Source organism: Mesorhizobium sp. BR1-1-13 (assembly GCF_020165515.1).
In the GTDB taxonomy this organism is placed as follows: domain Bacteria; phylum Pseudomonadota; class Alphaproteobacteria; order Rhizobiales; family Rhizobiaceae; genus Mesorhizobium.
Genome location: NZ_JAIUIH010000001.1, coordinates 871934 through 890359 on the forward strand (window position 1 = coordinate 871934; position 18426 = coordinate 890359).

General features: G+C 64.1%; 18 protein-coding genes. 7 read left to right on the forward strand and 11 right to left on the reverse strand.

The window, feature by feature from the left end:
* Positions 1-154 precede the first annotated feature (154 nt).
* The 5 genes from LB533_RS04285 (at position 155) to LB533_RS04305 (ending at position 5424) form a co-directional block, all read left to right on the forward strand.
* Entirely contained in the window at positions 155-1426 is a 1272-nt protein-coding gene (locus tag LB533_RS04285; RefSeq protein WP_140639277.1) for an ABC transporter substrate-binding protein, read from the forward strand.
* 154 nt (positions 1427-1580) lie between these two features.
* Positions 1581-2447 carry a carbohydrate ABC transporter permease gene (locus tag LB533_RS04290; protein ID WP_140639276.1) on the forward strand — a complete coding sequence of 289 codons (867 nt, stop codon included), beginning with the start codon at positions 1581-1583 and terminating at the stop codon, positions 2445-2447.
* A gap of 11 nt (positions 2448-2458) precedes the next feature.
* Positions 2459-3271, forward strand: coding sequence for a carbohydrate ABC transporter permease (locus tag LB533_RS04295; RefSeq protein WP_140639275.1), 813 nt, complete (start codon positions 2459-2461; stop codon positions 3269-3271).
* 15 nt (positions 3272-3286) lie between these two features.
* On the forward strand, positions 3287-4333 hold the full coding sequence (locus LB533_RS04300) for an NAD(P)-dependent alcohol dehydrogenase (RefSeq protein WP_140639274.1): 1047 nt from the start codon (positions 3287-3289) through the stop codon (positions 4331-4333).
* A gap of 2 nt (positions 4334-4335) precedes the next feature.
* The gene (locus tag LB533_RS04305; RefSeq protein WP_140639273.1) at positions 4336-5424 is read left to right on the forward strand and encodes an ABC transporter ATP-binding protein; all 1089 of its coding nucleotides are present in this window, start codon (positions 4336-4338) and stop codon (positions 5422-5424) included.
* A 15-nt stretch (positions 5425-5439) separates the two neighbouring features.
* Here LB533_RS04305 and LB533_RS04310 read toward each other — a convergent pair whose 3' ends face one another.
* The 9 genes from LB533_RS04310 to gcvA form a co-directional block, all read right to left on the reverse strand.
* The gene (locus tag LB533_RS04310; RefSeq protein ID WP_140639272.1) at positions 5440-7026 is read right to left on the reverse strand and encodes an FGGY-family carbohydrate kinase; all 1587 of its coding nucleotides are present in this window, start codon (positions 7024-7026) and stop codon (positions 5440-5442) included.
* Positions 7023-7706: an HAD-IA family hydrolase gene (locus tag LB533_RS04315; RefSeq protein ID WP_140639271.1), complete on the reverse strand. Its 684-nt coding sequence runs from the start codon at positions 7704-7706 to the stop codon at positions 7023-7025. Before LB533_RS04315 ends, LB533_RS04310 begins: the two co-directional genes overlap by 4 nt.
* 15 nt (positions 7707-7721) lie before the next feature.
* Entirely contained in the window at positions 7722-9200 is a 1479-nt protein-coding gene (locus LB533_RS04320; protein ID WP_224676727.1) for a mannitol dehydrogenase family protein, read from the reverse strand.
* Positions 9201-9363: 163 nt separating this feature from the next.
* Positions 9364-10134 (reverse strand): L-iditol 2-dehydrogenase, encoded by a 771-nt coding sequence (locus LB533_RS04325; RefSeq protein WP_224676728.1) that lies wholly within the window; start codon positions 10132-10134, stop codon positions 9364-9366.
* Positions 10131-11135, reverse strand: coding sequence for an ABC transporter ATP-binding protein (locus LB533_RS04330; RefSeq protein ID WP_140625194.1), 1005 nt, complete (start codon positions 11133-11135; stop codon positions 10131-10133). Before LB533_RS04330 ends, LB533_RS04325 begins: the two co-directional genes overlap by 4 nt.
* A 60-nt stretch (positions 11136-11195) precedes the next feature.
* A complete protein-coding gene (locus LB533_RS04335) occupies positions 11196-12020 on the reverse strand; it encodes a carbohydrate ABC transporter permease (RefSeq protein WP_140551583.1) in 825 nt (274 codons plus the stop codon).
* 11 nt (positions 12021-12031) lie between these two features.
* Entirely contained in the window at positions 12032-12904 is an 873-nt protein-coding gene (locus LB533_RS04340; protein WP_140491346.1) for a carbohydrate ABC transporter permease, read from the reverse strand.
* A gap of 124 nt (positions 12905-13028) precedes the next feature.
* A complete protein-coding gene (locus LB533_RS04345) occupies positions 13029-14339 on the reverse strand; it encodes an ABC transporter substrate-binding protein (RefSeq protein WP_140491344.1) in 1311 nt (436 codons plus the stop codon).
* Between the two features lie 211 nt (positions 14340-14550).
* Positions 14551-15456 (reverse strand): transcriptional regulator GcvA, encoded by a 906-nt coding sequence (gcvA, locus tag LB533_RS04350; protein ID WP_140639267.1) that lies wholly within the window; start codon positions 15454-15456, stop codon positions 14551-14553.
* Between the two features lie 110 nt (positions 15457-15566).
* Between gcvA and LB533_RS04355 the strand changes: the two genes are divergently transcribed.
* On the forward strand, positions 15567-15752 hold the full coding sequence (locus LB533_RS04355) for a hypothetical protein (RefSeq protein ID WP_224676762.1): 186 nt from the start codon (positions 15567-15569) through the stop codon (positions 15750-15752).
* 52 nt (positions 15753-15804) lie between these two features.
* Here the strand turns inward: LB533_RS04355 and LB533_RS04360 are convergent, their stop codons facing one another.
* Complete coding sequence (locus LB533_RS04360; RefSeq protein ID WP_224676729.1) at positions 15805-16764, reverse strand: sugar-binding transcriptional regulator; 960 nt, start codon at positions 16762-16764, stop codon at positions 15805-15807.
* Positions 16765-17018: 254 nt separating this feature from the next.
* On the opposite strand from LB533_RS04360, the gene LB533_RS04365 reads away from it, so the two are divergent.
* A complete protein-coding gene (locus LB533_RS04365) occupies positions 17019-17651 on the forward strand; it encodes an HAD family hydrolase (protein WP_224676730.1) in 633 nt (210 codons plus the stop codon).
* A gap of 3 nt (positions 17652-17654) precedes the next feature.
* Here LB533_RS04365 and LB533_RS04370 read toward each other — a convergent pair whose 3' ends face one another.
* Complete coding sequence (locus LB533_RS04370; RefSeq protein ID WP_224676731.1) at positions 17655-18422, reverse strand: class II aldolase and adducin N-terminal domain-containing protein; 768 nt, start codon at positions 18420-18422, stop codon at positions 17655-17657.
* Between the last annotated feature and the right edge of the window lie 4 nt (positions 18423-18426).

Below are 18426 nucleotides of genomic sequence, written 5' to 3' on the forward strand. Positions count from 1 at the left end.
GCATAAAAGTACAGGTCTTCTGCAACGGGGCTTCTAGCGCGAGCCGCCGCAACTCCGCATTTTGGCGATGGGTGGCAAGTCGCTCGGGCGATGGTGAGGATCGCGCAACCCGAGGACGTCCGCTTCCTGCGACGTGTTCCTGGAGGAGAAAATAATGAAACCAATTCGGCTCGCTGCCAGCCTTGGTGCAGCTTTCATGCTTTCCGCTACCGTTTCCACCACCGCTTTGGCGCAGGCGCCGGTCTGCTCGGCGCCGGTCAAGGTGCTGGCGCAGCCACGTGACGGCCTGACGCTTCTGGAGGACTCCAAGGCCGAGTTCGAGAAGCTTGCCGGCGCCGGCTTCCAGATCGATTACCTCAACGAGAACGACCGCCGGGCAAAATCGCGCGCCGACGCGTCCACGGTCGGCAACTACAACGTCTACTATGTCGACGAAGCCAATGTCGCGCTGTTCGCTTCCTCGAAATGGATCGTGCCGCTGGCCGACTATTATCCGGCCGACTACGACTATGCCGACTTCGACCCCGGCCGCCAGAAGGTCGCCACCTATGACGGCAAGGTCTGGTTCGCGCCGCTGACCGGCGGCGGCGACCTGATGGTCTATCGCAAGGACGTGCTGGAGGCCGCCGGCATCCAGCCGCCGAAGACGCTCGACGAGCTGATCGCCGACGTGCCGAAGCTGACCAACCCGGACAAGGGCATGTATGGCATCGCGCTGCGTGGCGCGCGCGGTTCGGGCGCCAATGTCTGGCGCTGGATGCCGTTCTTCAAGGCCTATGGCGGCCAGTGGTTCGACGGCGACAAGCCGGTCTTCAATTCGGATGCCGCGGTCAAGGCGACCGAGACCTACCTGAAACTGTTCAAGGATTCGGCGCCCGGCACGCAGACCGGCAGCTGGGATGAATCGACCGGCGCCTTCCTGTCGGGCCAGGTCGCGATCCTGGTTGAATCCACGCCGCTGTCGGGCATGGCGGTCGACCCGAAGACCTCGCAGGTCGTCGGCAACATCGGCTTCCTGCCGCCGCCGTCGCCACTGCCCGGCGGCGGTTACGGCCATGGCCTCGCCATCGCGGCGAAGGCCAATGCCGACGACGCGTCGAAGAAATGCGCCGGCCTGTTCATCGCCTGGGCAACATCGAAGGAAAACGAGAAGCGCCGGCTCGACGCCCACCAGTTCGGCGAGCTGAACCGCACCAGCATCCTGGCCAGCAAGGAATTCGCCGATATTTACGGCGCCGATCTCGGCCAGGCACTGGCCGAAACCGGCAAGGTCACGGCGGTCAATTTCTGGCAGGACCCGCGCTGGCCCGATCTCGGCGACCGCTGGGGCATCATCCTCGAGGAACTGGTCACCGGCACCCGCACCGACATCAAGGGCGGCCTCAACGAACTCGAGGCCTATGCCAACGAGCTGGTGAAGAAATAAGCCATCCTCCCCCTGCGGCGCGCGGTCCACGGCATTCGGTGGAGCGCCGGAACCTGTGCGCCGCAGGTCTTGGTTCATCATTTCGGTTTGAGCCAGTCTTCGCCCGAAAGGCCAGTCATGCCCAATCGTCCGAGACGCAGCAGAGGTTAGACAGATGCCGCGACGCTCATCCCTGCCGGTCACCTTCGTCGTGCCGACACTCGCCATCCTTCTGGTGCTGTCGATGGTGCCGACGCTCTACGCGGTCGTCATCGCCCTGCAGAACCGTGAACTCAGCTCGACAGCCTATTCCTATGTCTGGTTCTCGAATTTCGCCGACCTGTTCGTCGACCGCCGCTTTCTCAACGCCGTCTGGGTGTCGGTGAAATGGGAATTCGTCACGGTCATCGCGACAATGGCGGTCGCCATCGGACTGGGCGTCCTGATGTTCGAGGTCGCGTCGCCGCGCCTGCGCAACATCTACTGCCTGCTGTTCATCATCCCGGTCCTGCTGCCACGCGTGTCGGCGGCCTTCGTCTGGAAGTTCGCCTATCATCCGCTCTACGGCATCGCCACCTATCCTTACCGGCTGCTCACCGGCGGGCTGATCTTCGATCCGCTGTCGAAGCCGGCGACGGCGTTGTTCGCCGTCGCATCGGTCGATGTCTGGCAGTGGGGCCTGTTCTTCGCCGTCATCGTGTTGAAGCTCCTGGAAACGCTGCCGCCGCAGCCGATCGAGGCCGCACGGCTCGACCATGCCAAACGCTGGCAGATCCACGCCTATGTGACCTTGCCGATGCTGAAGGCGCCGCTGGTCAGCCTGATGTTCGTCAAGATGATCGAATCGCTGCGCTCCTTCGACCTGATCTATGTGATGACCCGCGGCGGGCCGGGCGTGGCGACCGAGACGCTCGACATGTACGCCTTCTCGCAAGGCTTCATCGAGTCCGGCAAGGTCTCCTACGCCTCGGCGATGGCTGTGCTGATGATGATCGCCACGGTCATCACCTTCACCATGCTGTGGAAGCGGGTGCAGGCATGAGGCCATATCGCATGAGACCCGGCCGCCTGATCGGCAAGACCGTGCTGGCGTTTGCAGGCTTCATGGCCGTGTTTCCGTTGCTGTGGACGGCGCTCAACTCGCTGAAGAACAATGTCGACATCATCACCTGCGTCCCGCGCCTGGTGTTCACGCCGACGCTGGCCAACATCAGCTATATCGTCGGCCGCGACAGCGTCATGACCGGCCTCTACAATTCGGTCGTCGCCTGCGGCTGCGCGGTGCTGATCGGCGTGGTGCTCGGCCTGCCGGCGGCTTACGCCGTGGCGCGTTACCCGAACCGCTGGGCGGGCGACATCCAGTTCTTCGTTTTGTCGCTGCGCTTCCTGCCGCCGGTGGCGGTCGCCATTCCGCTGATGGTGATCTGGCTGCAGCTCGGGCTTTACGACACGCTTGCCGCGCTGATCGTCACCTATTGCCTGCTCACCATCTCGGTGATCATGTGGCTCGCCATCCCGGCCTTCCAGGCCGTGCCGAAGGAGGTCGAGGAAGCCGCCTTCGTCGACGGCTACGGCGCCTATTCGGTGTTCTGGCGGATCGCGCTGCCGGTCGCGGCGCGCTCGCTGATCGGCGCGGTGGCTTTCAGTTTCGTGCTGGTCTGGAACGAGTTCCTGATAGCGCTGATGCTGTCGAGCTCCAACGCCAAGACCTTGCCGATCGTCGCCTCGGAACTCTCCCAGCAAGGCATGAACGTGCCGTGGGGAATCCTGAACGCCTCGGTCGTGCTTCTGTCGCTGCCGCCGCTGTTGTTTCTCGGCGTGCTCAGCGGCTTCCTGAATTCCGTTTTCCGGCAAAAAAAGACTTGAAGCGAGGACGACACGATGCGGGCACTGGTGCTTGAGAAAAAGGGCGAGCTGGCCCTGCGCGAGATCGCGTTGCCGCTCGACGTCGGCCCGGACGACGTCAGGATCGCCATCCATACGGTCGGCGTCTGCGGCAGCGACGTGCATTATTACACCCATGGCGCCATCGGCAGCTATGTCGTGCGCGCGCCGATGGTGCTCGGCCACGAAGCGTCCGGAACGATCGTCGAGATCGGCGCCAATGTCCGGACGCTGAAGGTCGGCGATCGCGTCTGCATGGAACCGGGCGTGCCGAACCTGTCGTCGCGGGCGACCAAGCTCGGCATCTACAATGTCGACCCGGACGTCACCTTCTGGGCGACGCCGCCGGTGCATGGCATTCTGGCGCCGCAAGCCGTGCATCCGGCGGCGTTCACCTACAGGCTGCCCGACAATGTCTCCTTCGCCGAAGGCGCGATGGTCGAACCTTTCGCCATCGGCATGCAGGCGGCGGCGCGCGCGCGAATCGTTCCGGGTGACGTGGCGGGTGTCGTCGGCTGTGGCCCGATCGGCATCATGATCGCGCTGGCCGCGCTGGCCGGTGGTTGCTCGAAAGTGCTGATTTCCGACTTCTCCGCGCCCAAGCTCGAAATTGCCGGGCGCTATCCCGGCGTCGTTCCGGTCAACATCGGCGAGCAGCCGCTGGTCGATGCCGTGCGCGCGGCCACCGACGGCTGGGGGGCGGACATCGTCTTCGAGGCCAGCGGCAGCCCCAAGGCCTTCGCTGATCTGTTCGACGTCGTGCGCCCCGGCGGCGCGGTGGTCCTCGTCGGGCTGCCGGTGGAGCCTGTGGCGCTCAACGTGCCAGCGGCCATATCGAAGGAAGTGCGCATCGAAACCGTGTTCCGCTATGCCAACATTTTCGACCGCGCCCTGCAGTTGATCGCCTCCGGCAAGGTCGATCTCAAGCCGCTGATCACTGGCACCTATGATTTCTCCGACAGCATCGAGGCTTTCGAGCGGGCGGCGGCAGCGCACCCGCAGGACGTCAAGCTGCAGATCCTGCTCAGCGGCGAAAAGGGCTGACCATGTCCGCGATCACCTGTTTCCATGTCGACAAGGCCTATGGCGCCACGACGGTCATCCGCGACCTCAACCTCTCGATCGAGGAGCACGAGTTCGTCGTGTTCCTCGGCCCGTCCGGCTGTGGCAAGTCGACCTTGCTGCGCATGCTGGCGGGGCTGGAGGAAATCAGCGGCGGCGAGGTCTCGATCGGCGGCAAGGTGGTCAACGATCTCGATCCGGGCGATCGCGGCATCGCCATGGTGTTCCAGAACTATGCCCTTTACCCGCATATGACGATCTTCGACAACATCGCCTTCGGGCTGCGGCGCCAGAAAGTGCCTGCGGCCGAGATCCAGAAGCGGGTCGAAGCGGTGTCAAGGACGCTCGGGCTGGAACCCTATCTCGGCCGCAAGCCAGCCGAGCTTTCCGGCGGCCAGCAGCAGCGCGTGGCGATCGCGCGCGCCATGATCAAGACGCCGAAAGTGTTCCTGTTCGATGAGCCGCTGTCCAATCTTGACGCCAAGCTGCGCAACCACATGCGCGTCGAGATCGCGCGGCTGCACCAGTCGCTGAAGACCACCACCGTCTACGTCACCCATGACCAGCTCGAAGCGATGACGCTCGCCGACCGCATCGTGCTGCTCAAGGATGGCGTCATCGAGCAGGTCGGCTCGCCGGCGGAAATCTACCGGCGGCCCGGCAACATGTTCGTGGCCGGTTTTATTGGCACGCCGAACATGAATTTCATCGACGTGACGGTGGCCCGGAAAGGAAATGGCTGGACGCTGACCAATGGCGGAACTGTCTTCACCGTCAACGGCTCGCGCTTCAAGCTCCAACATGGCGAGCAGGCGGTGCTTGGGATCAGGCCTCCGGATCTCAAGCCCGCGAACCCCGACAGCGCCGGAAACCTCCTGGCAGGAACGGCCGATCTCATCGAGTTTCATGGCAACGATGCACTGGTGACATTCGCTCTTGGCGGCAAGGAGATCAGCGCACTCGTTCCCAGCCGCGCCTGCCCTACTATCCGCAGCGATGTCCGCTATACGTTCGACGAATCGGATATGCACCTGTTCGATGCCAAGTCCGGCCTATCCTTGTTGACACGGTAAAGCGCATTCCCAGTTCTACCGTATCGCGTCGAGCGCTTGGCGCTGCCGGTGCATCTCCAGGAAGATCCGGTAGTCGCGATCGAAGCGGGCGCCGGCGGCCGGGTTGGCGGCGCGCGTCCTGCCGCCCTGCTGCATGGCAAGACAGGCTGCGTTGAGGTCGGGGAAAAGCCCGGCCGCGGTCGCCGCCACCATGCCGGTGCCAAGCAGCACCGCCTCGTCCGCCAGCGGCTCGACCACCGTGCAGCCGGTGGCGTCGGCATAGAGTTCCATCAAGAGCGGGTTTTTGGTGTGGCCGCCGGTGACATGCAGCGTGTCGATCAGATAGCCATTCTCGTTCAGCGCTTCCAGCACATGGCGCACGCCGAGCGCGATGCCGACGGCGGCGCGCCAGTAAAGTCGGCACAGGCTGTCGAAGGAGGAATCCAGCGTCAGACCGCTGATGACGCCGACCGCGTGCGGGTCGGCGAGCGGCGAGCGGTTGCCGTGGAAATCCGGCAGCACGTGCAGCCGGCCGGCAAGCGCATCGCCCTCCGCGGCGCGCAGCTCGGCAACGCGGCTTGCAATCCTGGCATGCATGGCGGCGTTCGGCTCGCCGCCGGCGCCGTGCCAGCGGATAATGTGGTCGAGCAGGGCGCCGGTGGCAGACTGGCCGCCTTCCGACAGCCACAGCTTCGGAAGTGCGGCGCCGTAATAGGGGCCCCAGACGCCGGCGAAAGGCTGCGGATCGGGCGACATCGCCATGACGCAGGAGGACGTGCCGGCGATCAGCGCCAGGTGACGGCCGATATTCCGCTCGTCGCCGGCAAAGCCGCCGAGCACGCCAAGCGCGCCGGCATAGGCGTCGATCACCCCGGCGCCGACCCGGCATGTCTCCGTCAGGCCAAGGCCCGCCGCTGCTTGCGCGCTCAAAGAGCCGATGCAAGCGCCGACCGGACTTGCCCTTTCGGGCAGATTGCCGTGCTCGAAGAGGTCATCGAGGCCGACGAGTTCGAAGAAATCGCGCTGCCATGCGGGTTCCCGGTGTGCCAGATAGGTCCATTTGGCGGTCAGCGTGCACTGCGAGCGGGCCAGCGACCCCGTCGCCTGCCAGGTCAGGAAGTCGGTGAGGTCGAATAGATAGCCGGCTTCATTCCAGGTCTTCGGCAGGTTTCGCTTCAGCCACATCAGCTTCGGCGTTGCCATTTCCGGCGACATGACGCCGCCGATATAGTTGAGCACCTCATGGCCGCTTGCCGTGCATTCGTCGGCCTCGGCGATGGCGCGGTGATCGAGCCAGACGATGGTGTCCCAGCGCTCCTCTCCGGTCACCGAAACGCTGAGCTGGCCGCCTTGCCTGTCGCGCACGACCAGCGAGCAGGTGGCATCGAAGGAAATGCCGGCAATGTCCTCGGCGGCAACACCGGATTTTTCGCGGGCCGCACGCACCGCGGCGCACACGGCTGACCAGATATCACGCGAATCATGCTCGGCGTGATCGGCCTTCGGCTGGTGCATGGCGATCGGGTGCTCGGCGCGGCCGAGCAAGGTGCCACTGGTGTCGAGAATACCCGCGCGGGCGCTCCCGGTGCCGACATCGACCGCGCAAACGAACTGTTTCGTCAAGATGCTCTGTCTCTCGCTCCCAGGCCTGCAATCAGATCGGGCAATTGCAGCATGTCAGCGAATATAAAGTCCGGCTCACTCGACGCAAGCCGCGCTTTCAGCGCCGGGTTGCCGGCATGCGAGCCGCCGGTGAAAGCAAAGACGCGCATGCCCGCGGCGCGCGCCGCCGCGACGCCGGCGGGGCTGTCCTCGATCACAAGGCATTTGCGCGGATGCGCCCGCATCGAGGCGGCGGCATGAAGGAACAGGTCCGGCGCCGGCTTTCCCCTTGCCACCATGCCGGCGCTGAACAGATGCGGCTCCATCAGCCCAAGCAATCCCGTGACGTCGAGCGCATAGCGGATACGGTCGAGCGTGCCCGAGGACGCGACACAGAACGGCAGCCCGAGCTTCAGCAGCATGTCCTTGACGCCGGGGATCGGCTTCAGCTCTTCGCGAAACTTGCGCATCAATTCGACACGCATCGTGGTCAGGTGCTGATCGGTGATATCAAGGCCAAAGTCGCGGTCGAGGATCTCGCGCACGCTTTTCATGCTCTTGCCGAGGAAATGCTCGTAGGCCTTGTCCTCGCCGATGCTGCCGCCGGCAAGCGCGATCATGCCCAGCAGCGCCGAGACCGACAGCGCCTCGCTGTCCACCAGCACGCCGTCGCAGTCGAAGATGACCAGGTCAGGCGCCATGGTATCGAACGGCTCTCAGAGCCTGCCTGCGAGATAGCGCGTCAGCGTGGCGCGCGCGCCATCCGTCCACAGCACGTTCAATGCGTGCGCGAAGGCCTCGACGAACGGTGCGGCACGGCCGACATCGCCATAGATATCCTCCATGGCAAGCCACGCCGCGGGCGTATCCTTGGCCGCCTTCGCGGTCGCCTGCAAACGTTCCCAGCTCGGATCGTTGGGCTCGATGACGGCGCCGCTATCCGTCGTGCCGAAGCAGTAGCGGCACCACAGCGCCGATTCCAGCGCCAGGCCGGCGACACCCTTTCCCGCCTTCAACCGGTCAGCGATGGTCGGGATGATGAATTTCGGCTGGCGGTTGGAGCCGTCGAGGCAAAGCCGGCGCACCGTGTCGCCGATCTTGGGGTTGGAGAAGCGGTGCTCGATGAGTTGGTAATACTCCTCCAGCACCGTGTCCGGCACCGGCGGCACGGTGGGGATGATCTCGTCGTGCTCGAGCTTGTCGAGGAAGCCGCGCACCAGCGGCTCCTGCATCGCCTCGTGGACGAAATGGATGTCCATCAGCCCGGCCGGATAGGCGATGGCTGCATGGCCGCCATTGAGGATGCGGATCTTCATCAGCTCGTAAGGGGCAACATCGCTGACGAACTGCACGCCGACATTCTCCAGCGGCGGGCGGCCGGCGGTGAAATGGTCTTCCAGCACCCATTGCCGGAACGGCTCGCAGAACACCGGCCAATTGTCCTCCACGCCGAAATCCTTGGCCAGGATCGTGCGCTCGCGATCGGAGGTGGCCGGCGTGATGCGGTCGACCATGGCGTTGGGAAAGGCGACCTTGTCGCTGACCCAGTTCGCCAGGTCCTCGTCGATCAGCCGGGCAAGCCCGATGACGCCGTCGGAGGTGACATGGCCGTTATGGGGGATGTTGTCGCAGGACATGACCGTGAACGGCACGATGCCGTCGGCACGCCGCCGCATCAGGCCGGCGAGGATGATGCCGAACACGGTCTTCGGCACGGCACCGGCTTGCGCATCCGCGACGATGTCGGGATGCGTGGGGTTGAACACGCCGGAGGCAGGATCGATGAAATAGCCGCCTTCGGTGATGGTCAGCGACACGATCTTGATCGCCGGATCGGCCAGCCGTTCGATGATGGCGGCGGCATCGCCCGGCGTCAGGAAGTCGATCATGGCGCCGGTGACGCGGGCGCTCATATGCCCCTCATCCTGCTCGACCACCGTCGTCAGCCAGTCCTGCGCTTCCAATTTGCCGCGGCCGATCTTCTCGCCCTCGAATACGCCGGCGCCGACCAGCGCCCAGTCGTGGCCGACGCCCGAATTGAACAGCTCGTCGAGATAGACGGCCTGGTGCGAGCGGTGGAAATTACCGACTCCGAAATGCACGATGCCGGCCTTCAGCGCCGACCGGTCATAGTTCGGACCGGCGACCTTCGGCGGAAGCCTGGCGAGGTTCGAGGAAGAGAGTTTCACTGTCATCTGCATTACCCTTCGGCCGATCTGCGGCCCGACTGTTTCGCCTCCTTCGGAAGAGCGGGGATGAGGGGCAAAACCTGGCGTTCAGTATGCTGCCCCTCACCTGCCCCGCGGCGTCTTCTCCGGAGGAAAAGAGAAAAGCGCCTCCCCCCTCAACTCATCCACGTCAACTCATCCACTGGCCGCCATCGACATTGTAGGTCTGGGCGACGATGTATTCGGCTTCATCGCTGGCCAGGAACACGGCCATGCCGGCGAGGTCTTCCGGTCTGCCCATGCGGCCATAGGGCACGCCTTCGCCGACCAGTCTCTTCTTTTCGCCCTTCGGCCGGTTCTCGTACTTGGCGAACAGCGCGTCGACCTGGTCCCACATGTCGCTGTCGACGACGCCGGGCGCGATGCCATTGACGTTGATGCCGTGCTTGATCAGGTCGAGCCCGGCCGACTGGGTCAGCGAGATGACCGCCGCCTTGCTGGCGCAGTAGACCGCGACCAGCGGCTCGCCGCGCCGCCCGGCCTGACTCGCCATGTTGATGATCCTGCCGCCCTTTCCCCGCGCGATCATCGAGCGGCTTGCTGCCTGCAGCATGAACAGCGTGCCGGCGACGTTGACGGAGAACAGTTTCTCGTAGCTGGCTCTCGATATCTCCACGATCGGCGCCAGGTCGAAGATCGCGGCGTTGTTGATCAGTATGTCCAGGCCGCCGGTCCTGGTTTCCACCGCCTTCACCGCGGCGTCGATGGAGGCCTGGTCCGTGACGTCGAGCTTCACGGCATAGGCCGTGCCGCCGATCCCCGCGGCCGCCTTCTCGGCGGCTTCGAGATCGATGTCGGCAATCGCCACCACGGCGCCTTCACGGGCATAGGCTTCGGCGAAGGCCTTGCCGATACCGCGCGCCGACCCGGTGATCAGCGCCGATTTGCCTTTCAGCCTCACGGCGCCAATGCCTTGCCGTCGGGGCCGAAGCGATGCAGCTTGGCCTTGTCGGGCGTGAGGTAAATGCTGTCGCCATGGTGGACGCTGAGTTCGCCGTCGGCGCGCACCGTCAGCGGGCCGACACCGTCGGCCTGGACATGCAGGAAGGTGTCGGATCCCAGGTGTTCGGCGACGCCGACCGTCGCCTTCCAGTCGCCCGCCGTGGTCGAGATCGCCATGTGCTCGGGCCGGATGCCGATGGTCTTGGCGCCGTACTTCGCCGCCGGCGCGCCTTCGATCAGGTTCATTTTCGGGGAGCCGATGAAGCCGGCGACGAACAGGTTTTTCGGCGTCTTGTAGAGCTCCATCGGCGAGCCGACCTGCTCGACATTTCCAGCATTCAGCACGACGATCTTGTCGGCCATGGTCATCGCCTCGACCTGGTCGTGGGTGACGTAGATCATCGTCGTCTTGAGCTGGTGGTGCAGTTCGCTGATCTCCAGCCGCATCGTGCCGCGCAGTGCCGCGTCGAGGTTGGATAAGGGTTCATCGAACAGGAAGGCTGAAGGCTGGCGCACGATGGCGCGGCCGATGGCGACGCGCTGGCGCTGGCCACCGGAAAGCTGGCCGGGGCGGCGCTCGAGATAGTTGGTGAGGTTAAGCACGCGCGCGGCGTCCTTCACCTTCTTGTCGATGGTCGCCTGGTCCTCGCCCGCCATCTTCAGCGGGAAGGCGATGTTCTTGGCCACCGTCATGTGCGGGTAGAGCGCATAGGACTGGAATACCATGGCAAGCTTGCGCTTGGCCGGCGCCTCGCCGGTGACGTCGCGGCCGTCAATGTTGATGGTGCCGCCGCTGGTGTCCTCCAGGCCGGCGATCAGGCGCAGCAATGTGGACTTGCCGCAACCCGACGGGCCGACGAAGACGACGAACTCGCCGTCCTCGATGACGAGATCGATGTTAGGAATGATCGAAGTCGAGCCGAAGGACTTGGAGACGTTCTTAAGCGTGATATTTCCCATGCTTTCCTCCCGGTGGATTTCCGTCCGCCGCCTGGCGCACGCTGCTACTTCACGGCGTCCCTACTTCACCGCACCGAAGGTCAGGCCGCGCACCAGTTGCTTCTGGCTGAACCAGCCCATGATCAGGATCGGCGCGATCGCCAGCGTCGAGGCGGCCGAGAGCTTCGCCCAGAACAGGCCTTGCGGGCTGGAGAAGGAGCTGATGAAGGCGGTCAAGGGTGCTGCTTCCGTCGTGGTCAGCCGGATCGTCCAGAACGCTTCGTTCCAGGCCAGGATGATGTTGAGCAGCATGGTCGAGGCAATGCCCGGCACCGCCATGGGTGTGAGCACATAGATGATCTCGTTCCACAGCGAGGCGCCGTCCATGCGCGCCGCTTCCAGGATCTCGCCGGGGATTTCGCGGAAATAGGTGTAGAGCATCCACACCACGATCGGCAGGTTGATCAGCATCAGCATCACCATCAGGCCGATGCGGCTGTCGAGCAGGCCGGTGTCGCGGAAGATCAGGTAGATCGGAAACAGCACGGCCACGGCCGGCATCATCTTGGTGGACAGCATCCACATCAAAATGTCCTTGGTCCGCTTGGTCGGCGAGAACGCCATCGACCAGGCCGCCGGAATGGCGACCAGCAGGGCCAGGATGGTGGAGCCGACCGACAGGATCACCGAGTTCAGGAAGAACTTGAAATAGCCGCTCTGCGCCTGGACCTCGGAATAGCTTTCCGTGGTTCCCGACGGGAACAGGTTGAAGCCCTGGATCGCCTCCTGTTCCGACTTGAACGAGGTGATGATGGTGTAGAGGATCGGGAAGAAGATCAGCAAGGCGACGATCCAGGCGGCCGCCGTCGCGATCGTCTTGTGCCGGGTTGTGACTGCGCGTGCCATCTTTTCCTCCCTTATCTGTCCAGGTTCTTGCCAACGGCGCGCATGGCGAAGAAGGCGACGATGTTGGCGAGAATGACGGCGATGATGCCGCCGGCAGAGGCCTGGCCGATTTTGAACTCCAGCAGCGCCTTCTGGTAAACCAGGAAGGGCAGGTTGGTGGAGGCGTATCCCGGACCGCCATTGGTGGTGACGAGGATCTCGGCATAGACCGAAAGAAGGAAGATCGTCTGGATCAGGATGACGACGGTAATCGCCCGCGACATGTGCGGCAACGTCAGGTAGATGAAGCGGCTGATGAAGCCGGCGCCGTCCATCTCGGCGGCTTCCTTCTGCTCGCCGTCCAGCGACTGAAGCGAAGTCAAAAGAATGAGCGTCGCGAAAGGCAGCCACTGCCAGGCGACGATGATGATGATGGCGGTCAGCGGATATTGTCCGAACCAGTCTATGGGCTGGAGGCCGAAGAACCGCGCTATGTCGGCGAAGACGCCGTATTGCGGATGCATGATCATGTTCTTCCAGACCAGTGCCGCCACCGGCGGCATGACGAAGAACGGCGAGATGACGAGGATGCGCACGATGCCCTGGCCCCACATCGGCTGGTCGATCAAAAGCGCCAGCAGGATGCCGCCGACCACGGTGATCACAAGCACGCTGACGACGATCAGCAGCGTGTTGAGGATCGATTGCAGGAAGGCCGGGTTGGAATAGAACAGCGCGTAATTGGAGAAGCCGACGAAGCCGTCGCGGATAGGATTGAGCGGATTGTACTGCTGGAAGGAGAACCAGAGCGTGAGCGCCAGCGGAACGACCATCCAGACGAGCAGCAGGACGACGGATGGCGCCATCATGAAACGGGCAAGCGAACGGGTCTGCTGAGTAGCCATGACGGTCACCCTTCAAGGATCGGACGGAATTTTCTCGAGCTGTCGGAAGTGGCCGCCCGAACTGGGTTTCGGGCGGCCGTTGCCGGCCATGGTCGGCGGCCGGCCTTAGGCACCGGGAGGAGCCTTACTGGATGTAGCCGCCCTCGGTCATCGCCGCGGTTGCGGCGTCCTGGGCCTGCTTCAGCGCGTCGTCGACGCTCGACTGGCCGGCAAGGGCTGCCGAGAACAGCTGGCCGACGGTGGTGCCGAGGCCTTGGAACTCAGGGATGGCGACGAACTGCACGCCGACATAGGGCACCGGCTTGACGGTCGGGTGCGTCGGGTCGGCAGCATTGATGGAGTCCAGCGTCATCTTGGCGAACGGAGCCGCCTTCTGGTACTCTGGATTGGCGTAGAGCGAGGAGCGCGTTCCCGGCGGAACGTTGGCCCAGCCTTCCTTCGAGGCGACCAGCTCGGCGTAGTGCTTGCTGGTTGCCCATGACACGAACTTCTCGGCGGCATCGGCCTTCTGCGTACCGGCAGGAATGGCCAGCGACCACGCCCACAGCCAGTTGCCGCGCTTGCCGAGCCCATTGTCAGGCGCCAGCGCGTAACCGACCTTGTCGGCGACCTGCGAGGCCTTGGGATCGGAGACGAAGGAGGCGGCGACGGTGGCGTCGATCCACATGCCGCACTTGCCCTGCTGGAACAGCGCCAAATTCTCGTTGAAGCCGTTGGAGGACGCGCCCTCCGGCCCGTCGGCCTTCATCAGGTCGACATAGAACTGCAGGGTGTTCTTCCATTCGGGCTGGTCGAATTGCGGCTTCCAGTTCTCGTCGAACCAGCGCGCGCCGAAGGAGTTCGACATGGCGGTCAGGAAGGCCATGTTCTCGCCCCAACCGGCCTTGCCGCGCAGGCACACGCCGTTCACGCCATTGGCGCGGTCGGTCATCTTGTCGGCGGCCTGCTTGATGAAGTCCCAGGTCGGCGCGTCGGGCATCTTCAGCCCCGCCTTCTCCATCAGGTCCTTGCGGTACATGACGAAGGAGCTTTCGCCGTAGAAAGGCGCGGCATAGAGCTTGCCGTCGACCGAGAGGCCGCCGGCGATCGCCGGAATGATATCCTTGGCGTCGTAGTCGTCGCCGAGCTTGTCGAGCGGCAACAACCAGCTCTGCTTGGCCCAGATCGGGACCTCGTAGGTGCCGATGGTCATCACGTCATACTGGCCGCCCTTGGTGGCGATGTCGGTGGTGACGCGCTCGCGCAGCACGTTCTCTTCCAGCGTCACCCAGTTGAGCTGGATGTCGGGGTTCGCCTTGGTGAAGTCGTCGGTCAGCTTCTGCATGCGGACCATATCGCCATTGTTGACGGTGGCGATGGTGATGGATTCGGCATGTGCCGCGAACGCGAGCGCGCTGGCCGAGCACAAGCCCAGGATGAGCGTACGAAGTTTCATCAAATTCCTCCCATGGACCAAGATGAGCATTTGCCTTGGCTGTGAGCAATTACTCATTAAGAATGAATTATGTCAAGCCAGATTCGATGGTGCAGTGCACACTCGATGGAGGAGCGCCGACATGGCACGTGCAAATGGCCGTCCCGCAGGCGCGGACCGGGCGACAACGGCGATCTGGATGGAGCGCGGTTTTGATCCTGGAGTTAGCCGGTCAGCAGGCGATCTCGGCCAGGATCCAGTCGCGGAAAGCGCGGATCTTCGGCACGTTGCGGCGCGCCTCCGGATAGACCAACCAATAGGCGTGGCCATCGTCGCCGACCAGATCGAAGGGCTGGATCAGCCGGCCGTCGGCGAGTTCCGCCTTGAACAGGGCCCTGGTCAGGATCGCCACGCCATGGCCTGCGATTGCCGCATTGGCCTCATAAGCCTGCGCGCCCATGCTGCTGCCGGGGCGCTTGGCAAGGTCATGACTTTGCACGCCTGCGGCCTCGAACCATTGCGTCCACCAGATGTCTCCGGGATCGAGGATCGGCAGCCGCAACAGGTCGGCCGGCTCCTTGACGCCGCCGATGCTCGCTGCGAGCTTGGGGCTGAGCATCGGCGTGAAATCGGCGTCGAGCAGCTTGTAGGCTTCCAGCCCCGGCCATTTGCCGCCGCCCGAGCGGATGGCAAGGTCGACATCCTCGCGGGCGAAATCCGTCAGGCGGCTCGACGTATCGAGCCGCACGGCAAGCGAGGGATGCGCGATCTGGAACGAACCCAGATGATGCGCCAGCCAGTTGGAGGCAAAGGTCAGCACCGTGGTGACGCACAGCAGACCGTCGGCCCCGCCGCGCGCCGCCGCATAGGCCTGGCCGAGTATGGCGAAGGCCTCGCTGACCGCCGGCGCCAGGCGCTGCCCAGCTTCGGTGAGTTCGATCTGTCGCGGCCGGCGCAGGAAAAGCGGCGCGCCGACCCGCTCCTCCAGCACCTTGATCTGATAGCTGACCGCTGCTTGCGTCATCGCCAGTTCCTCGGCCGCCTTTGTGAAGGAAAGATGCCGCGCCACCGCTTCGAACACCCGGATCGCCTGCAGCGGCGGGAGCTGCGCAACCTGTCGCGAGCCGAGATCCGGCATAAAGCCTCCTTATGGGTCGTTATCGACGTTCGATTGGCAAAGGTGGCCGGCAAGGCCGACATTCATCCTCAACCCGTCATGCGGGTTCAGGATAGCGAAGGTTGACGATCATGACCACGACGCAGCAGAAATGCACTCCCGCTCCGGATCACCGCTGGATTTCATGGCTTGCGGACGGATTCGGCTGGTTCGCGACCAGAAAACGCGCACATCTCGACATCAGGGATCTGTCGCCGCATCTGCAGCGCGACCTCGGTTTCCTCGACGGCAACGATCCGTTGGGCCGGCACGGATAGCCTTGTTGGCTTTATCGCAACGCGGTCGGCACGGCCACATGCCGCAAGCCGGTCAGATGCCGGCCAGCAGGGCGGTCGCCGTCCGCTCATCGGTGATGAGCCCGTTGACCAGCCGGCGGTTCACGGCCGCCAGGATGCCCGGCAGCTTGCGTTCACCCATGGCGAGCGCGATGACCAGCGACTTCTCCCGTGACGGCAGGGCCGCCGACGACACCCGGTCGTTGGTGATGCCCTCGACCATGCGGCCGTCGCGATCGAACACCCAGCCGACGATTTCGGCGACGCCGCCCGCTTTCTGCAATGCCTTCAACTCGGCGTCGGAAATGAAGCCGTCCTCATAGAGCGGCGCCTTCGGGCCGAGGTCGCCGATGCCGACGAAGGTGACGTCGGCCTCCGCGGCCAGCGCCAGCGTCGGCTGGATCATCGGCTGGCTGAGCAGCATCTCGCGTTCCTGCGGCGAGGAGGCGATGACCGGCAACGGCATCGGGAAGGACCGTGCCTTGACCCTGTCGGCCATGGTGAAGATGACGTTGTAGAAAGCGGCCGAACCGTCGGGCGAGATATTGCCGGTCAGCGACACCACCTTGTGCTGTGGGCACTCCATCGGCGGCAATTGCTCGATCGCCGCCTTCAGCGTACGGCCGGTGCCGATCGCCAAAACGATCGGGGCCGGCGATCTCAGCCGCCTTTCGATTTCCGCAGCGGCGGCTTCGGCGATGCCGATCGTCGTCGACGAGGAGGTGGGGTCGCTCGGCACCACCTCCACCAGATCGAGCGCGAAGCGCGACTTCAGGCGGGCGGCGAGGTCGAGGCAGTTGGCGATCGGATGGTCGACGCGCACCTTGATCAGGCCTTCCGACACTGCCAGCGACACCAGCCGCTGCGCAGTCTGCCGCGAGATGCCGAGCGTGGCGGCGATCTGGTCCTGCGTGTTGCCGGCAACGTAATAAAGCCAGCCCGCGCGGGCGGCATCGTCCAACCTGTTGCTGCCGCCCTCCTGCCGGTTGTTCACGTCCTGCCTCCCGAAACCGCTGGTCATGCAAGCGGTCCGTGCCTACTTTCGCAGGGAACCGCGCGCTGCGCAATTGTCAATCGCCAGGGCAATTGCTTGCGCCTGCGGGCGTGGGATCGGCCGGATCATCGTCGGCCTTGGATTCCACGGCAGGCAAAAGGAGGATTTCCGTTCCGACAGGTGGCACGTTCTGCCGTCCGGATGGTTTATCTCCCGGGGTAAACCCTTTAAGGGAATGCCAAAAGGAGCGTTGCATGACACCGAAAGCGGTTTTCTGGGACATGGACGGCACGCTGGTCGACAGCGAACCGCTGCACGAGGCAGCCCTGGTGGCGGCGATGCGCAATGTCGGCCTCACGCCCCCGGCCGACCTGCATGAGCGCGTTCTCGGGGTCGCTGCCTGGCCGGTCTACCTGATGATGCGCGACGAGTTCGGCTTGGATCTGCCCTTCGACGAGTGGATCGTTCACAAGTACGAGCATTATCTGCCGCTTGTCACAACATTGAAGCCACGCCCCGGTGCGATAGAGCTCTTCAACGAATTGCGCACGCTTGGCGTACAGCAGGCCGTGGTCTCGAATTCCGACCGCATGATCGTCGACGCCAATCTGGGCATGGTCGGCCTGACCTATCCCGGCATGAAGACGATCAGCCGCAACGACGTGCGCGAAGGCAAGCCGAACGCCGAGCCGTTCCTGCGCGCCGCCTACCTGGCCGATGTCGATCCCGCGAACGCGGTGGCGATCGACGACAGCTGGCCGGGCGCCATGGCAGGGCTGGCGGCGGGGATGAAGACGATCTTCTGGCCGGAAAAACCGATGGAAGGACCGCCCGGAGCGCGGGTCATCAACAGCGCCGGGGAATTGCGGGCGGAACTGGGGCTCTAAAACTCAATTCCGATAGACCGGCTCCTGCTCGTCGAGGATCGCCTTCAACTCGCTGAGATGCCGCTCGGCCTGGCCGGGATAGTCGTCCATCTCGCTCGCCGTCTTCTCGGCGATTGCATCGGAAAGGGTGCGCAGCGGCCGCCCTGTCCACAGCGCCTTGATGTAGGTCTCGGCGGCGCGTTCGAAATAGAACATGCGATTGAAGGCATCGGCCACCGTGTCGCCGATGACCAGCACGCCGTGATTGCCCATCACCATTACCTTGACCTTGGGGTCGGTCAGAAGCTGCGAGCAGCGCTCGCCCTCTTCCTCGAAGGCCAGCCCGCCATAGTGGGCATCGACCACATGGCGATTGAAGAACATCGCCGAATTCTGGTCGACCGGCGGCAGCCTCGAATCGGCAAGCGAGGCCAGCACGGTGGCGTGGATGGAATGCACATGCATCACGCAGCGCGCGTGGCGGACGTTGCGGTGGATGGCGCCGTGCAGGCCCCACGCGGTCGGGTCGGGCGCATTCGGGCCGGACAGCGTCTCGGGATCGTTGGCGTCGATCATCAAAAGGTCGCTCGCCTTGATACGCGAGAAATGCACCTGATTGGGGTTCATCAGGAATTTTGTGCCGTCCTCGTTGACCGCCAGCGAAAAATGGTTGGCCACCGCCTCATGCATGTTGAGCCGCGCCGTCCAGCGGAAAGCGCAGGCAAGATCGACGCGCTCTTCGTAGAAGGGCAGGTTGGTCAGTTGTTCCTTTTGCAGGCGGGCGATGCTCATCGAA

Bases quoted from the DNA above. Each gene is read 5' to 3' on its own strand.
- LB533_RS04355 (WP_224676762.1), top strand. From the start codon at position 15,567: ATGACCACGACGCAGCAGAAATGCACTCCCGCTCCGGATCACCGCTGG.
- LB533_RS04305 (WP_140639273.1), top strand. From the start codon at position 4,336: ATGTCCGCGATCACCTGTTTCCATGTCGACAAGGCCTATGGCGCCACG.
- LB533_RS04335 (WP_140551583.1), bottom strand. From the start codon at position 12,020: ATGGCACGCGCAGTCACAACCCGGCACAAGACGATCGCGACGGCGGCC.
- LB533_RS04295 (WP_140639275.1), top strand. From the start codon at position 2,459: ATGAGACCCGGCCGCCTGATCGGCAAGACCGTGCTGGCGTTTGCAGGC.
- LB533_RS04315 (WP_140639271.1), bottom strand. From the start codon at position 7,706: ATGGCGCCTGACCTGGTCATCTTCGACTGCGACGGCGTGCTGGTGGAC.
- gcvA (WP_140639267.1), bottom strand. From the start codon at position 15,456: ATGCCGGATCTCGGCTCGCGACAGGTTGCGCAGCTCCCGCCGCTGCAG.
- LB533_RS04285 (WP_140639277.1), top strand. From the start codon at position 155: ATGAAACCAATTCGGCTCGCTGCCAGCCTTGGTGCAGCTTTCATGCTT.
- LB533_RS04300 (WP_140639274.1), top strand. From the start codon at position 3,287: ATGCGGGCACTGGTGCTTGAGAAAAAGGGCGAGCTGGCCCTGCGCGAG.
- LB533_RS04330 (WP_140625194.1), bottom strand. From the start codon at position 11,135: ATGGGAAATATCACGCTTAAGAACGTCTCCAAGTCCTTCGGCTCGACT.
- LB533_RS04345 (WP_140491344.1), bottom strand. From the start codon at position 14,339: ATGAAACTTCGTACGCTCATCCTGGGCTTGTGCTCGGCCAGCGCGCTC.
- LB533_RS04290 (WP_140639276.1), top strand. From the start codon at position 1,581: ATGCCGCGACGCTCATCCCTGCCGGTCACCTTCGTCGTGCCGACACTC.
- LB533_RS04340 (WP_140491346.1), bottom strand. From the start codon at position 12,904: ATGGCTACTCAGCAGACCCGTTCGCTTGCCCGTTTCATGATGGCGCCA.
- LB533_RS04365 (WP_224676730.1), top strand. From the start codon at position 17,019: ATGACACCGAAAGCGGTTTTCTGGGACATGGACGGCACGCTGGTCGAC.
- LB533_RS04370 (WP_224676731.1), bottom strand. From the start codon at position 18,422: ATGAGCATCGCCCGCCTGCAAAAGGAACAACTGACCAACCTGCCCTTC.
- LB533_RS04320 (WP_224676727.1), bottom strand. From the start codon at position 9,200: ATGACAGTGAAACTCTCTTCCTCGAACCTCGCCAGGCTTCCGCCGAAG.